This window comes from Rhodococcus ruitaii (assembly GCF_055230935.1).
Genome location: NZ_JBUYWC010000018.1, coordinates 96,856 through 112,892, shown reverse-complemented (window position 1 = coordinate 112,892; position 16,037 = coordinate 96,856). Strand labels below are relative to the sequence as shown.

The window sequence follows — 16,037 nt, the reverse complement described above, 5'->3', positions numbered from 1 at the left end:
ATGCACAGTGGGCTGGACTCATCGTCGCGCTGGAAGGCGCTCGAAACATCCGTCGAACGACGTAGTGGATTCTCGGGTATCCACCTGAAACGGACATGACCGACCTAATCTTGATCTCATGGAGGACGGTCGGACGCATCGTGCGGTTCTGGTCCGATCCCTCGCCGATGATGTACGCCGATACGTTCGTCGTACCGAGCACGGCGCGCTTGCGCTGGCCGGTTCGGTCGGTCTCGGAAAGACCACGATTCTTCGTGAACTCGCCGGCGAGCTGGACGATATCCGTGTCGTGACGACAACGGCAGACGAGCTGGACTCGCGCGCGGCCTTCTCCGTAGTCGGCCGCCTGTTCGCCGCGGGGGCCGACAGGCCGCTCGACCCGAAGCCCTTCGGATACGGCGTCGACAACCTCGATGAGATCTACGCCGCCGGCCCTGTCGCGCTCATCGTCGACGACGCGCATCTCGCCGATGGCGAGTCCCTGACCTTGTTGCATCGGATCAGCGCGGTCTCGGGCCGATTGCCGCTCGTGGTGATACTGGCCTACCGGCGGGTGCCGGAACGGGCGGCACTGACGATGTTCGCTGCACAACCTCATGTGCAGGCGGTCGAGCTCACCCCGCTCGGTTCCGACGAGGTCGCCGCCGTCGTGCGTCGGTATCTCGGTGGCAATCCCGCTCCCGACCTCACCCGGTATCTCGCCCATACCGGTGGGAACCCGCTCCACGTCGGTCAGCTCGTCGACCTACTCACCCGCGGCGGGCACACCGTGGCCGACGCGGAATCCGGACTGATCACGCTGCGTGGAACCGATGCGGAATTGTTCGATCAGCTCGGTACGAGTATTCGCTCGCATCTCGCGCGACTGCCCCCACGGGTACGCGACCTCGTGCAGGTGCTGGCTGTCGCAGACGGGCCGATGGCCGTCGACGAACTCGCGGATATCGGCGGTGAGGCACCTGCACGGTGCGCGGTCGCGATCACCGCCGCCGTCGACGCTGGGGTGATGCGCTGGCTCGACGACACCCGCCTCGACTTCGTCGCGCCCGCGTATCGGCAGATCGCGTACGACACCGTCGCACCGGGTGTGCGCAGACTCCTGCATCGTGCGGTCGCAGAAGCCCTGGCGCGCAGCGGTGCGCCCACTGCGGATCGGGTGTTCGTCCATCGCGAACGCGCCGACGCACCCGGCATATTCGTGCCGAGCAGGCAGCCCAGTTCGGTCCAGAACTTCGGCCTCTTCGATTCCGATGAGTTGGCGGCCACTGTGCACCGAAACCCCACCCTGGCGCGTGCTGCCGTGCTTGCGGAGTCCGGGCGGTTCCGGGCGGCAGCCGAGCTTGCCGACGGTGTGCTCGAGACCTCGGACGTCGTCGGTGAACGAGCGTTCGCCTTGATGGTGTGCTTGACGTCCCGGACGGTGCTGGGCGAGGTGCCCCGAATACGAGCCTCGATCGGCGAGCTTCTCGGATTGTCGCTGCCACCCGAGACACGCGTGTGGCTCGAGCAGTACGACGAATGGATAACCCTCATCGGGGGCGGTGCGCCGATGCCTGCCACCGTGCCGGCTCCACCGGCCCCCGATGCGGACTTGTCCGACTTCGGGCTCGACACGATCGTGCCGGGTGTCCACGCTGTGCTTGCCGGGGATGCCACCCGCGGGCTCGAGTGGTTCGAACGTGGGCAACAGGCCGCGAGCGGGCACGGCGTGCTCGATCGGGAGACGTCAGCGGCGGGCGCGTGGGCGATGTGGGCATCGCTCTACGCGCACGGACCCATCGCGGCGCTGGCGCGGCGGACGCCCATTCCGCGCGGCGGGCACACGATGGCCGAGATGTGGCTGCTACCGCTGCATCATTCGGTCACCGCATGGACATTGTTCACGCTCGGCCGGTGGGACGAGGCCGTGACGGCATGCGACGACGCGCTCGCGGTTGCGGCGCAGACGGATTCGGGTTGGGCATCGTGGGCAGTTGCAACCGCCGCGCTGGTCGATGTGCACCGGGGCGATCTCGAATCTGCAGAGCGACGGCTGCGGAGGTGGGAGACAGGGGACCGGCCTCAGCTGTTCGGAATGCCCGACATCGAGTACGTCCGTGCGGAATTGTGGTCTGCACTCGGTGAGCATGGGCGAGCTCGAGAGCACGCCGCGAATGCATGGGACGTCGCGGTGAGTGCCGGACGAATGGTGTGGGCGTTCCGATTCGGCCCGCACATCGCCCGGATTGCTGTGCAGACGTGCGACCGCGACCTGTTCGCGGAGGTGTACCGGGTTGTCCGGGAGACCCGCGCTGCGGGGTCGCCGGCAGTCGCTCCCGCAGTCGATTTCGTCGAGGCATTGAGCAAGAGTGATCATGTGGCCCTGGCCGAAGTGGCCGGCGTCTTCGCCTCCGGTGGTGACGCCGTTGCGGAGCTCGCCGCGCTCGAGGAGGCCGCGTGTGCTGCAGCCGGTTCGGGTATTCGCGACGAGGCGCATGCTCACGCTCGTCGAGCACACGATCTTGCGGTGCATCTCGGAGCGAGCACAGTCGCGGATCGGATTGCGAGCAGAGTGCGCGAGTGCGGAGTGTCGCTCGGTGCTGTAGGGGCGCGCAGAACAGCGCAGACCGGGTGGGACTCGCTGACGGCGGCGGAGATGCGGGTCGCGACTCTGGTCGGGCAGGGATTGTCCGGCCCGCAGATCGCTGCGCGGCTCGGGGTGTCGCCGAGGACGGTGCAGACGCATGTGTCGCACGCACTGGCGAAGCTCGGCCTTCGTTCGCGGGTGGGGCTCGCGCGTGAGGCCCTCGCCCACCGGTGACCGGCCGTCAGATCGGATCGGTCGCGTCGGGTGCTGGGTCGGTGTCTTCGGCGAGCAGCAGGTACAGCGACCTGCGTGCCTCGGTGAGTACCTTGTGCGCCGCGGTGATCTGGGCGTCGGTGCCGCTGCCGGCGACCACACGTGCTGCGGTCTGCAAGTCGCGGAGCGCTCCCCGCAGGTCGACGCTGTTTCCGTCGGCGGAATGACCTGCGAACGGGTCGGTCTGATCGTTGGCGGGGTCGTCGAGGTGGGCGCGACCCTCGTCGGTCAGCGTCACCAGTTTGCGTCCCGCATCTTTCTCGACGCGGACGAGTCCTTCGTCCTCGAGCTGCGAGATGGTCGGGTAGATCGCTCCGGGGCTGGGTTTCCAAGCACCGCCGGTGCGATCGGCGATCGCCTGCATCAGCTGGTAGCCGTGCATGGGCTCGTCGGCGAGTAGTTGCAGGACGGCCGCGCGGACATCGCCCCGCTGGGCACGTCCTCGGCGTCCGCCGCGATGCATGGGGCCACCGCGGTGACCTCTGCTGTGCTGGCCGTCGCCGAAGGGACCGCTGCGTCGGGGGTCACCGCCGGGGAACGGACCCCCGCGTCGGGGATCTTCGCCCAGGAACGGGCCCTCGGTGACGAACTGATTCATGGTGTGGGCGCGGCGTCCACCGCGCATCTGTCGTGTGTTTCGCATGGTGCGAACTCCTTATCATTGTTGATGCAGTCACGATAGTTCGCGATATATCGTTTGTCAACGACGCCGCCGTTCGGACTGTGTCGGTGCACGCCGGTACTCTCGCCGCGTGGCCCTGTACCGGAAGTATCGACCCGCGACCTTCGCCGAGGTGGTGGGGCAGGAGCATGTCACCGCGCCCCTCAGCACGGCTCTCGACACCGGCCGTATCAACCACGCATACCTGTTCTCGGGTCCGCGCGGTTGCGGCAAGACGTCGTCGGCGCGCATCCTCGCGCGGTCGCTGAACTGCGAACAAGGCCCCACCTCGGCGCCGTGTGGACGGTGCCGGTCGTGCGTGTCGCTCGGCCCCGGCGGGGGAGGGAACCTCGACGTCACCGAACTCGACGCGGCCAGCCACGGCGGCGTCGACGACACCCGAGAACTACGCGATCGAGCGTTCTACGCACCGGCCGAGTCGCGGTACCGGATCTTCATCATCGACGAGGCCCACATGGTCACCACACAGGGATTCAATGCCCTGCTCAAGATCGTCGAGGAACCACCGGAACACCTGATCTTCGTGTTCGCGACCACCGAACCGGAGAAGGTGCTCCCCACCATCCGGTCGCGAACGCACCACTACCCGTTCCGGTTGCTCGCTCCCACCACGATGCGAGGTCTCCTCGAGAAGATCTGCGTCCAGGAGAGCGTTCCGGTCGAGGACGCGGTGTACCCGCTGGTCATCCGGGCCGGCGGCGGTTCGCCCCGAGATTCGTTGTCCGTCATGGACCAGCTCCTCGCGGGAGCGGGCCCCGAGGGCGTCACCTACCCGCGCGCTCTGTCGTTGCTCGGTGTCACCGATGTCGCGCTGATCGATGAAGCCGTCGACGCGCTGGCGGCAAGTGATGGTGCAGCGCTGTTCGGCACCGTCGAGAAGGTCATGGACGCCGGCCACGATCCGCGCCGCTTCGCGACCGACCTCCTCGAGCGCCTCCGCGATCTCATCCTCATACGCAACATCCCGGATGCCGCGGAGCGCGGGCTCGTCGATGCGCCCGGCGACGTGCTCGAGCGAATGCGTGATGAGGCCTCGCGGCTCGGGCCGGCAACGCTCACGCGCTATGCGGAGATCGTCCATGCCGGGCTCGGCGAGATGCGCGGCGCGACGGCACCGCGCCTGTTGCTCGAGGTGATGTGCGCCCGCATGTTGCTTCCCTCGGCATCCGACGCCGAGTCCGCGGTGCTGCAGCGGCTGGAGCGACTCGAGCAGGGATTCGTCCCGAACACCACCGCGCACGATTCCGCGGCGACAGCGGGTTCCGTCGCGGCTCCCCGCCCGGCGGCACCGGAACCAGCCCCCGCTCCCATCGCGCCCGACGAGCCTGCAGCGCGTTTCCAGCGTCCGTCCCAGCGTCGTGCGGCCGATCCGGCGCCGAACGGGGCGGTCGTCGCACCGTCCGCGGAACCGGAGCGGCCGGCGCCGGAGCCTGCCCGAGCTCCCGAGCCGCGCGCTGAGACGCAGCCTCCTCCGCCTGTGGTGGCGCACCCGGCTCCCGAGCCCGACCCGGTTGCCCCCGAGCCTGAGCCGACACCCGAGCCGGCTCCTGAGCCTGCCGCGGCATCGGGGCCCGACGCAGCCGGGATCCGTGGGGTGTGGTCCGAGGTACGTGCGAAGGTCCGTGCCCGCAGCAAGACCGTCGAGGTCATGCTGTCCGGTGCCGCGGTTCGCGAGGTCGAGGGCACCCGGGTCGTCCTGGTCCATGATTCGGTACCGCTGGTCAAGCGTCTTGCGGAACCGCGCAACGCGACCGTGATCGCAGATGCGCTACGCGAACTGTTCGGTGTCGATTTCGAGGTCACGTGCATCCACGGATCTGCCGCACCTGCACCTGCGAAAGCTGCCGCAGCACCGAAGCAGCCGCGCCCCACCGGGCAACCGCGGTTCTCGCGGCCCAGCCAGGCCAAGCGGGCACCCGCACTCGACGCGTCGCTTCCGGCCGGTGACGAGCCGAGTGCGGTGCCGACACGGCGTCCGGACTACGACGACATTCCGCCACCGGACGGCCCCGATCAGCCCGACGATCCCGGTCCGGACGCGAATTACGATGCACCGCCACCGGATCCGTCGGCCGTCTCGCAGGAGGACGTCGACGAGATGTTCGCCGAGGCCGCGACGCCGGGAGACCCGTCGACCCGCCGCGACCCCGAGGACGTGGCGATGGAATTACTGAAGGACGTACTGGGCGCCCGGCCGATCGACGAGAAGTAGAGTGCCCGCTAGCGGATGAGGTTGCCGAGATCGATCGGAACCTGCGCACCCGTAATGTACTTGGCCTCGTCCGAGCACACCCACGCAACCACCGAGGCGACATCGTCGGCCTGAAGAATCTGGTACGGAAGCGAATTCATGAAGATGGGGCCCAGGGTCGCGCCGTACTCCGCGATCAGCGGATGCAGATCCGAGACGGTCATGCCTGTTTCGACGCCGGCGGGATGAACGGTGTTGACGCGGATGCGATGCTCGCCCAGTTCGTTCGCCATGGTCTTCGCGAGACCGACGATGCCATGTTTCGTCGCGGCGTAGTGACCGGTGAACGGGGTGCCCTTGAGACCCGACACCGAGCTGGTGAACACGATCGAACCGCCGTCGCCGGTCGCGAGCAGGTGCGGTACGGCGGCCTTCGCGGTGTGGAACACGCCGGTCAGGTTCACATCGACGGTCTCTTTCCATTGCTCGAGGGTGATCTCCCACGACATTCCGCCCGAGCAGATGCCTGCGTTGGCGACCACGACGTCGAGCCGACCGAATGCCTCGACTCCCGCTGTGAGCGCCCCCGACAGGGCATCGAAGTCGCGCACATCGGCGACTGTAGCGGTGATGCGTCGCCCGGTTGTCTCCACCAGGCGCACGGTCTCGTCGAGATCGTCCCGCGTCGCCCCGGCGTACGCGGTCGACGAGAATTCGCTGCACGCGTCGACAGCGATGATATCGGCGCCTTCCTGCGCGAACCGGACCGCTTCGGCGCGACCCTGTCCGCGCGCTGCGCCGGTGATGAACACGACCTTGTTCTCGAATCGGTGGGATTCGACGCGGCCGGTCGAGGTCATGAGGGCTCCTTCGGGTCTGATGTGCTTGTCCGGCGATTCTGTGGGGAGCCACCGTGCACCGGGTCGGGTGTTCCCGCTGAGCGAGAAACCGGGCACGATTCCGAGAGCCGGGTCGCGATTCACAGCAAACTCCCAGCGATACCGCAGTCGATTCACTGCGCGCGGCCTCAAGCTGAGGTGGTGAGTGCAGCGGCCCCGGTCGGTGCACCGGGAAGGAGACATCGTGAGGAAACAGCCCTCGACAACCCGCCAGGACGAATATGAAGGGCGCACCCTGCCCAGACCGCACGACGAGATCGTCGACCAGGGTTTGGCCTTCGACGTCGGGACTTTGCTGAGCCGCCGCAAGATGTTGACGTTCTTCGGGTTGGGTGCGGCCACAGTAGGCCTGGCCGCGTGCGGCGGCGGGAACAGCGGCACCGCCGCATCCGCGACGCCGACGGCGGCGGGCGCCTCGGGGCTGGTGGAGATCCCCGACGAGACGGCGGGCCCCTATCCGGGCGACGGATCCAACGGCCCGGACGTGCTCGAACAGAGCGGGATCGTGCGCAGCGACATCCGTTCGAGCTTCGGTGACGCCTCCGCGACGGCAGATGGGATCCCGATGACACTCGAGTTGTCCATCGTCGACCTTGCATCGGGAGGAGTTCCCTTTGCCGGGACGGCGGTGTACGTGTGGCACTGCGACCGTGACGGTGGCTACTCGTTGTATTCGGAGGGCATCACCGCAGAGAACTACCTGCGCGGCGTGCAGATCGCGGACGCCGACGGGAAGGTGCGGTTCACCAGTATCTTTCCCGCGGCCTATCCTGGCCGGTGGCCGCACATCCACTTCGAGGTGTACCCGGACGAGACGTCCATCACCGATTCCACCAATGCCCTCGCCACCTCTCAGGTGGCTCTCCCGCAGGATGTGAGCGAAGCGGTTTATGCCACACCGGGTTATGAGGCGTCGGTTGCCAATCTGGCGGCGCTCACCCTCGAGACCGACAACGTCTTCGGTGACGACGGCGGCGTGAGCCAGCTCGGCACGGTCACCGGCGACATCACCAGCGGATACCACGTCGTTCTCGCTGTCGGTGTCGACACGAACACGGAGCCCACGGGTGGAAGCATGCCGGGTGGAATGCCTCCCGGCGAGATGCCGCCCGGTGGAATGCCACCGGGAGGAGCCCCGCCGAGCGGTATGCCGGGCCCTCCCGCCAACTGACGGGAGGGCCGGGTCCGGTTCGGCTCAGTTCTCGCCGAGCCCCAGCTCTTCTGCGCGGACGAACTTTGCGTACTGGGCGGCCACCCGTTGCGGCATCGTCCGCAGGGTGTCGTCGTCGGGGTCGGTGTTCCCGACCGCGCGATGTCCGACGAGCTGAGCGACGTACGGACCGTAGGTCATCATGCAGTCCATCAGCCTGCCCTGAGCGATATCGCCGGCACGGCAGACGGTGTCGGGAACACCCTGTGGCGTAGGCTCGTCGACCAGATCAGGGTAGGTGTCGCGGCTCTGCTCGAGGAACGCCTCGCGCAATTCGCGGGCGGCGTCGGGTCCGCTGGTGCGATAGACGGTCGAATTGGCCAAAGCGACACGGTCGGTGCCGGTGGCTTCGAAGATGTCGGCCGTCTCTGCGGGGTGCGAATCGAAGTGCAGCCATCCGAGTGGCCCGTAGACTGCTGTGTCGGAGTTCCTGGCGTACTCGTTCTCGGTGAACCCGACCGCGCGCGCGAGCACCTTGTCGAGATCGACCGGAAGCGACTCGATTTCGTCGGTCGGTGAGAAGGGGAACCGCTCGATCAGCGAAAGCTGTTCTTCGAGGGCACGTGTCGTGGTATCGGAGGTCCACTCGGCGTCGTTGTCTTCCGCGGAGGTGTAGGTGTAGACCACGTGTGGTCCCCGCGCGGTGAAAGTGGACATGCTTGCGGTGTCGAGGCTGTCCCAGTAGTAGGTCGTGGCGAACGTGTCGGGCAACTGCGGAATCGAGGTCGGTGTCTGCGGACCCGAAGTGAATCCGACGTCCTCCGGTGCGAGTGCATTGTCGTGGAGGGCGGCCGCGGCCTGAGCGGCGCTGTCGTCGTCGGGGAATCGCCACACGGCGACACCGAGTTGGCGGGAGTTGTCGGGCGTGCTGCTGAAACTGCCGAAGCCCGTGATGATACCGAACGATTCGGCCACCTCGGTGGAGCCGCCGCCGCTGAGGACCTTGCCGATTCCGCCGACGCCGACGCCTGTCGCCATGCCGCCACCGTCGGTGAGCGTGGAGTCGATGGTGTAGGGGTGAATCACGAACTCGGCCATGCGCTGACCTTCGACTGCGGGACCGAAATCCCCGGCCGACTGGCCTTCGGCGATGAAGTCGCGGGGTTCGACGTTGTATTCCCCGGTATCGAGTGTGGCGACGTCGAATGTTGCTGTGGAGCTGTCAGTTCCACTTTCTGTGCCTTCGGCGATGGCGGTGCCGTCGGCGGTGCTGCTGCAGCCGGCCAGCGCGAGAGTGACTGCCGTGGCGGCGAGAATGACGCGTGAGGTACGCATGCTGGGGTGATACTCCTTGTCCTGCACTGTCCGGCAGGGTATCTCGAAGATGGATCAGGCTGGGATGAAATCGATTTGGGTGAGAAGGGACATTCCCTGCTCGGCGGAGTCGGTGGAGAACTGGATGAGCAGCCCCGTCGATCGGTCTATGGCCGTGAAGTAGGTGCCGTCCTGGCCCTGATCGATGATGCGATTGTTGTCCGGCGAGACGATCTTGGTGTTTCCGTCGTTGCTATCGCGCAGGCGTATGAAATTCGAGCGCGCGTATTGGTCGTCACGCCATGCGGTGACCGACTCGTAGTCGTTCTTTTCCATGCCGATCGCTTGGCCGAGCGAGGAATCAGGGTTGACCAGGCAGCGGACCTGCAAGGCCCCCTGGGTGCTGAAGCCTGACTTGTTGCATTCGGAGCTCGCGTCGATGAGCTTTCGTGGAAGTAGCGCGGTGACATCGTCGTAGGTCTCGCTGGTATAGCTCGAGTCGGCTGTGGCGGGCGGCTTCCCACCGTTGTCCGGTGCGGCTTCGGTGGTTGTCGCGGCGACTTCTGCGGCCAGGGCGTCGTCCTGCGTGCCGTAGTAGAAGCCTGCCGATGCGATAGCGACGGCCAGCACGGCTCCTCCGGCGAGTGCCAGTGTCTTCCGGTTGGTGCGTGTCGGCGCCGATGAGCCGGTATTCGGTTTGGCGAACGCGGAAGGCTGCGGGGGTGCCGACGCGGTGTTCCCGGGCGGCCTGCGCTCGAGCACCTCGGTGTCGATCATCGCGGGTGGGTCGGTGGCCCGGCCACCGCCGACGAACCCGGCGGCGCCCTTCGCGACGACGGTTTTCGGATCGTCGAGTGTGGCGATCGGGCCGAGTTCGGCCAGTCTGCGGTGCACGTAAGGGATTCGGGACGAGCCGCCGGTCAAGTACAGCGCCTGCAGGCCGCCGTCACCGATGCCTGCGTCGCGCAACACTGCGCGAGCCAGGTGGACGGCGCGGGTGATCTGCGGTTCGATCAACTGCTCGAACTCGTCCCGCGTCAGGGTCAGGGTCATGTCCGATCCGTTGCCTCGGACCCGGATCGTTGCCGACGGCGCTTCGGAGAGGAGTTCTTTCGCCTTGCGGATCTGGTCGTCGAGCGTGCGGCGGGTTTCGAGACCCTCCGGCGTGCGCAGCCATGCTGTGAGCTGCGGGTTCTCCTCGGCCAGGTGCTGATCGACCCACCGCGCGATTGCACCGTCGAGGCTTTTTCCTCCGAGCGCGTTGTCTCCACCGGCACGCAGGACCTCGAAGGTCCATTCGTTCGTTGCGGTGAGCACGGCCACGTCGAGCGTGCCGCCACCGAAGTCGAATACGCCGATCGTCGAGCCTTTCACGATCTTCGCGTCGTGCTGGCGAGAGTAGTAGAACGCGGCGGCGCGCGGCTCGGAGATCAGCGAGACACTCCCGCCGAGCCCCGCGACCGACGCGGCCTCGCGTAGCACCGACAGTTCCCGTGACGACCAGGCCTCGGGGTGGGTGAGCACGACCTCGGCCGGCGGTTCGTTGTTGTGTCGTTGGAGTGCCTGACCGTAGACGGTGCGCAGCACTGCCGCGATGATCGACGAGACGGGAACCTCACGGTCTCGGACGATGATCGCACCGGCACCGACGAGCGATTTCGGTGCGACCACGAATCCGGCAGGGTCGAGCGACGCCTGATTGAGCGCCACATCCCCCGTCGACATCGAATTCGGGCCGACGAACACCGACGACGGCAGCGCATTGCCGGTGTGCGTCAGTGGGAGCGTCTCGACCCGGTCAGGTCCGATTCGGTGCGCTGCGGCTGTGTTGGACGTGCCGAAGTCGACCGCTAGGACCCAGCTCATCGGTAGTTCTCCCTCATGATCATCGGTGCACACGCACCTTCACTTCGACATAGCGGATCATATGGCCGCGGTGTCGCCAGCCTGCTCGGACGGTCTCCTCTACGGAGTTCGGCTCCGTCCCGGACGTTGCGGGCACCACCGCGACCGCACGGTGCAGGGTGGGGTCGAACGGCGTGCCCGCTGCCGCGATCACGCGTTCGACCCCCAGCTCGGCGAGCCGGTCGATGATGCCGGTGCGCTCGTCGCCCTCTGCCGCCACGTCGGCCGCGGTGATCAGGTCGTCGATCCGATCAGCGATCGGTGGCGTACCTGCATCATCGGTTGCCATGACGGATCAGGCGAGGTCGGTGTTGTAGTCCGAGCTGCCGCCGGAATTGAACTCGCTGACATCGACGTAGTCGTCGGCGACGCCGTCCCCGTCGTAGTCCACTGCACCGGTGTGCAGGTCGATCACGGCATCGACATTGCCGTCGCCGTCGACATCGACCGCGGCAATATCGAGGCTGCCGTCGCCGTCCGTGTCGACGGCGGTGAAGTCGATACGACCGTCGCCATCGGTATCCATCGAGATCTGGTCGAGCACGCCGTCGCCGTCGCTGTCGGTGATGTTGGCGTCGATGCGGCCGTCGCCGTCGAGGTCGACGGTGGTCAGATCCACCACGCCGTCGCCGTTGGTGTCGTAGTCGATGTACTGGGAGCCGTCCGGGCCCGAGTACTCGTCGAGCACCACCGGCTGCGAGCCGGACGCGCCGGAGGGTGCGGAACCGGAGTTGCCCGACGTCACCGCACCCGTCTCGCTCGATCCGGAGGATGCAGCGCGCTCGCTCGCGTTGGTGGCCGACGAATTCGAACCGGCCGCACCGGTGTCGAACGATGCGGAGCGGTCGGCGGAATCGGTGGCGGAGGAAGAGATGCCGGCGTTGGCGGAGTCGGACGACGACGCGCTGTTGCTCGAGTCGGATGCCGACGAGGACGCACCGACCGAGGCCGACGAGCCGCTGTCGCTTGCTGATCCGTACGAGGAGTCGGAGCTGCTCGACCCCGACGAGTCGTAGCGCTCGTAGCGTTCGTACGACTCGTAGCTCACGGAGCCCTGGTCGCTGGCCGAGGAGGACCCGAATGACGAATCGCTGTCGAATGACGAGTTGGAGCCGTAGGACGAGTCGGCGCGGTCGCTCGCGGCGGATGCGGAGTCTGCGGAGGACGCGGTCGAGCCGAACGATGCGTCCGAGCGGGTGCTGTCGGTCGACTCGGCGGCCTCCGCGGATGATGCGGTGCCGAAGCTGGCATCGGAGTTGGTGCTGCCGGTGGACTCGGTGGCGGAGTTGGCCGAAGTGTTGGAGAAGAATCCGCTGGTCATGGTGTGCTCGCTTTCCATCGGTACGTTCGGATGCCGGTGACGGGGGCCGTTCGTGTGTGTCGGTGATATGAGGCGCGGACGGGGCGAAAAGTTCCCGCCGGAGTCGAGATTCTCGCAAGCGTGCCTATTTCCGCAGGTCAACCAAGAGTGAAGCGCAGAAGAAGGTGGTCTGGAGCATCTCGCCGCGGCTCGGTTCGGTCACGGAGCCCGATCGGTTCGGTCCTTATCACGGCCGGGGGTGCGCTCCTACGGTGGAGACGGAAGGTTGGGCGCGGACGTCCTCATGCGATGTCGCGTCACCACACCGTCAGTACGGGAAGGAACCTGCGCACTGTGACCACCGAGGCATTCATCTATGAAGCCATCCGAACACCCCGCGGCCGAGGCAAGAAGACCGGCTCTCTGCACACCGTCAAGCCGATCTCCCTGGTGACAGGTCTGATCGACGAACTGCGTGTGCGTTTTCCTGATCTCGACGAGAATCGCATCTCCGACCTGATCCTCGGCGTGGTCAGTCCGATCGGTGATCAAGGCGCTGACATCGCCCGCACCGCTGTCACCATCGCCGGGCTCCCCGTGACCACCGGCGGTGTTCAGATCAACCGCTTCTGCGCGTCCGGTCTCGAGGCTGTGAACATGGCGGCGCAGAAGGTGCGGTCGGGGTGGGACGAACTCGTCCTTGCCGGCGGTGTCGAATCCATGTCGCGTGTCGCGATGGGCTCCGACGGCGGCGCGTGGATGCTCGACCCCGCCACCAACTACGACAGCTACCTGGTTCCCCAGGGCATCGGTGCCGATCTCATCGCCACCATGGAAGGTTTCTCCCGCGAGGACGTCGATGCGTACGCCCTGCGGTCGCAGCAGCTGGCCGCCGCGGCGTGGTCGGGTGGCTACTTCGCCAAGTCCGTGGTCCCGGTCAAGGACCAGAACGGCCTGACCGTCCTCGACCGCGACGAGCACATGCGCCCGGACAGCACTCTCGCGGGCCTGGGTGCGCTGGCGCCGTCCTTCGCGGCTGTCGGCGAGATGGGTGGCTTCGATGCGGTTGCGCTGCAGAAGTACCACTTCGTGGAGAAGATCAACCACGTTCACCACGGTGGCAACAGCTCGGGCATCGTCGACGGTGCCGCTCTCGTCCTCGTCGGTTCCGAACAGGCGGGTAAGGATCTCGGTCTGACACCGCGTGCCCGGGTCGTGGCGACCGCGACCTCCGGAGCCGACTCGACGATCATGCTGACCGGGCCCACGCCTGCAGCCCACAAGGTCCTCGCCGCTGCCGGTCTGACCGTCGACGACATCGACCTGTTCGAGATCAATGAGGCATTCGCGGCGGTTGCCCTCAAGTTCCAGAAGGATCTGGGCATCCCGGACGAGAAACTCAACGTCAACGGCGGTGCCATCGCGATGGGACACCCGCTCGGCGCGACCGGTGCCATGATCACCGGCACCATGGTCGACGAACTCGAGCGTCGGGGAGCCAAGCGTGCCCTCGTCACCCTGTGCATCGGTGGCGGTATGGGTGTGGCCACCATCATCGAGCGCGTCTGACGCTCACGAACCGATCAGGAGAGACGAAATAGTGAGCGAACAGAACATCATCGCCTGGGAGCAGGACGCCGACGGCATCGTCGTGCTCACCATCGACGACCCGAACCAGGGCGCGAACACCATGAACGACCGGTACATCAGCTCGATGCGCGCGACCGTCGACCGGCTGCACGCGGAGAAGGACTCCATCACCGGTGTCGTGCTGACCTCCGGCAAGAAGACGTTCTTCGCCGGCGGTGACCTGAAGAACATGATCAAGTCGGGGCCTGAGGACGCCGAGCACATCTACAACCACAGCCTGAATCTCAAGGCCGACCTCCGTCGCCTGGAGACACTCGGTAAGCCGGTCGTCACCTGCATCAACGGTGCCGCACTCGGAGGCGGCCTGGAGATCGCGCTGGCCACCCACCACCGCATCGCCGCGGACGTCAAGGGCGTCAAGATCGGTTTGCCCGAGGTCACTCTCGGGCTGCTCCCGGGCGGCGGCGGCGTCGTCCGCATGGTCCGCAAGTTCGGCATCATGACCGCGTTGACCCAGCACCTGCTGCAGGGCCAGCAGCGGGCACCGAAGCAGGCGCTCGAGGCCGGTGTCATCGACGAGGTCGTCTCGTCCGTAGAGGAGTTGGTCCCGGCCGCGAAGGCGTGGATCACGGCCAACCCCGACAAGGGCACCCAGCCGTGGGACGAGAAGGGCTACAAGATCCCCGGTGGCACCCCGGCCACGCCGGCGTTCGCGGCGAACCTGCCCGCCATCCCGGCGAACCTGCGCAAGCAGCTCAAGGGTGCCAACATGCCGGCGCCGCGTGCGATCATGGCCGCCGCCGTCGAGGGCAGCCAGGTCGACATCGACAACGCCCTGACGATCGAGGCCCGCTACTTCACCTCGCTGGTCACCGGCGACGTTGCGAAGAACATGATCCAGGCGTTCTTCTTCGACATGCAGGCCATCGGATCCGGTGCGTCGCGCCCGAAGGACATCCCCAAGCGGGAGATCAAGAAGGTCGGTGTTCTGGGTGCCGGGATGATGGGCGCCGGCATCGCGTACGTGTGTGCGAAGGCCGGAATCCCGGTGGTACTCAAGGACGTCGAGCTTGCCGCCGCCGAACGTGGCAAGGGTTACGCGGAGAAGATCGAGGCCAAGGCGCTCTCCCGCGGCAAGACCACCGAGGAGAAGTCGCAGGCGTTGCTGGCCCTGATCACCCCGTCCGCGGACGCCGCGGACTTCGCCGGCGTCGACTTCGTTGTCGAGGCCGTCTTCGAGTCCCCGGACCTGAAGAAGAAGGTCTTCCAGGAAATCGAGGACATCGTCGACGCCGACGCCCTGCTGGGCTCGAACACGTCGACGTTGCCGATCACCGACCTGGCGACCGGCGTCAAGCGCCCCGAGGACTTCATCGGCGTGCACTTCTTCTCCCCGGTCGACAAGATGCCGCTGGTCGAGATCATCCGCGGTGAGAAGACCTCCGACGAGGCCCTCGCCCGGGTATTCGACTTCGTGCAGAAGATCCGCAAGACCCCGATCGTGGTCAACGATTCGCGCGGCTTCTTCACGTCCCGCGTCATCGGCACGTTCGTCAACGAAGCCATCGCGATGGTCGCTGAGGGCATCGAGCCGGCGACCATCGAGCAGGCGGGGATGCAGGCCGGTTATCCGGCAGCGCCACTGCAGTTGTCGGACGAGCTGAACCTGACCCTGATGCAGAAGATCCGTGCCGAGTCGAAGGCCGCCGCCCTCGCCGAGGGCAAGACGCTTCCCGCCGACCCGGCCGGTGACGTCATCGGTTTCCTGGTCGAGGGTAACGACCGTAAGGGCCGCCTGGGTGGTGCCGGCTTCTACGACTACGAGGACGGCAAGCGCACCGGTCTGTGGCAGGGCCTGCGGGAGCACTTCAAGTCGGGCTCGGCTACCCCGCCGATTCAGGATCTGATCGACCGGATGCTCTTCATCGAGGCGATCGAAACCGTCAAGTGCTTCGACGAGGGCGTCATCACGTCGTCTGCCGACGCCAACATCGGTTCGATCATGGGAATCGGTTACCCGGCCTGGACCGGTGGCGTCAGCCAGTTCGTCACCGGCTACCCGGGCGGCAAGGAAGGCTTCGTCGCCCGCGCCGAGGAACTCGCCGCCAAGTACGGCGAGCGTTTCACACCCCCGGCCAGCTTGCTGGGCTGAGCGGTCGCACCGCGG

Annotated in this window: 11 protein-coding genes; 5 read left to right on the top strand and 6 right to left on the bottom strand. The window is 66.7% G+C overall.

What is annotated here, in order from left to right:
• Positions 1 to 118: 118 nt before the first annotated feature.
• Positions 119 to 2,800 carry a LuxR C-terminal-related transcriptional regulator gene (locus tag ACZI8W_RS22000; RefSeq protein ID WP_463370634.1) on the top strand — a complete coding sequence of 894 codons (2,682 nt, stop codon included), beginning with the start codon at positions 119 to 121 and terminating at the stop codon, positions 2,798 to 2,800.
• A 7-nt stretch (positions 2,801 to 2,807) separates the two neighbouring features.
• On the opposite strand, the gene ACZI8W_RS21995 is transcribed toward ACZI8W_RS22000, so the two are convergent.
• Positions 2,808 to 3,482: a PadR family transcriptional regulator gene (locus ACZI8W_RS21995; RefSeq protein ID WP_463370633.1), complete on the bottom strand. Its 675-nt coding sequence runs from the start codon at positions 3,480 to 3,482 to the stop codon at positions 2,808 to 2,810.
• Between the two features lie 109 nt (positions 3,483 to 3,591).
• On the opposite strand from ACZI8W_RS21995, the gene ACZI8W_RS21990 reads away from it, so the two are divergent.
• Positions 3,592 to 5,733 carry a DNA polymerase III subunits gamma/tau gene (locus tag ACZI8W_RS21990; protein WP_463370632.1) on the top strand — a complete coding sequence of 714 codons (2,142 nt, stop codon included), beginning with the start codon at positions 3,592 to 3,594 and terminating at the stop codon, positions 5,731 to 5,733.
• An 8-nt stretch (positions 5,734 to 5,741) separates the two neighbouring features.
• Here the strand turns inward: ACZI8W_RS21990 and ACZI8W_RS21985 are convergent, their stop codons facing one another.
• On the bottom strand, positions 5,742 to 6,572 hold the full coding sequence (locus ACZI8W_RS21985; protein ID WP_463370631.1) for a mycofactocin-coupled SDR family oxidoreductase: 831 nt from the start codon (positions 6,570 to 6,572) through the stop codon (positions 5,742 to 5,744).
• A 223-nt stretch (positions 6,573 to 6,795) separates the two neighbouring features.
• On the opposite strand from ACZI8W_RS21985, the gene ACZI8W_RS21980 reads away from it, so the two are divergent.
• On the top strand, positions 6,796 to 7,782 hold the full coding sequence (locus ACZI8W_RS21980; protein ID WP_463370630.1) for an intradiol ring-cleavage dioxygenase: 987 nt from the start codon (positions 6,796 to 6,798) through the stop codon (positions 7,780 to 7,782).
• 24 nt (positions 7,783 to 7,806) lie between these two features.
• On the opposite strand, the gene ACZI8W_RS21975 is transcribed toward ACZI8W_RS21980, so the two are convergent.
• From ACZI8W_RS21975 to ACZI8W_RS21960, 4 genes are read right to left on the bottom strand one after another with little or no spacing between them, the layout of a single operon-like run.
• A complete protein-coding gene (locus ACZI8W_RS21975; RefSeq protein ID WP_463370629.1) occupies positions 7,807 to 9,096 on the bottom strand; it encodes a DUF7373 family lipoprotein in 1,290 nt (429 codons plus the stop codon).
• 54 nt (positions 9,097 to 9,150) lie between these two features.
• On the bottom strand, positions 9,151 to 10,941 hold the full coding sequence (locus ACZI8W_RS21970) for an Hsp70 family protein (protein WP_463370628.1): 1,791 nt from the start codon (positions 10,939 to 10,941) through the stop codon (positions 9,151 to 9,153).
• A 19-nt stretch (positions 10,942 to 10,960) separates the two neighbouring features.
• Positions 10,961 to 11,269, bottom strand: coding sequence for a nucleotide exchange factor GrpE (locus ACZI8W_RS21965; RefSeq protein ID WP_463370627.1), 309 nt, complete (start codon positions 11,267 to 11,269; stop codon positions 10,961 to 10,963).
• A 6-nt stretch (positions 11,270 to 11,275) separates the two neighbouring features.
• Complete coding sequence (locus ACZI8W_RS21960) at positions 11,276 to 12,301, bottom strand: hypothetical protein (protein WP_463370626.1); 1,026 nt, start codon at positions 12,299 to 12,301, stop codon at positions 11,276 to 11,278.
• A gap of 333 nt (positions 12,302 to 12,634) precedes the next feature.
• On the opposite strand from ACZI8W_RS21960, the gene ACZI8W_RS21955 reads away from it, so the two are divergent.
• Together ACZI8W_RS21955 and ACZI8W_RS21950 are read left to right on the top strand one after the other, a co-directional pair.
• Positions 12,635 to 13,849 (top strand): acetyl-CoA C-acetyltransferase, encoded by a 1,215-nt coding sequence (locus tag ACZI8W_RS21955; RefSeq protein ID WP_463370625.1) that lies wholly within the window; start codon positions 12,635 to 12,637, stop codon positions 13,847 to 13,849.
• A gap of 31 nt (positions 13,850 to 13,880) precedes the next feature.
• Positions 13,881 to 16,022 (top strand): 3-hydroxyacyl-CoA dehydrogenase NAD-binding domain-containing protein, encoded by a 2,142-nt coding sequence (locus ACZI8W_RS21950; protein ID WP_463370624.1) that lies wholly within the window; start codon positions 13,881 to 13,883, stop codon positions 16,020 to 16,022.
• Positions 16,023 to 16,037 lie beyond the last annotated feature (15 nt).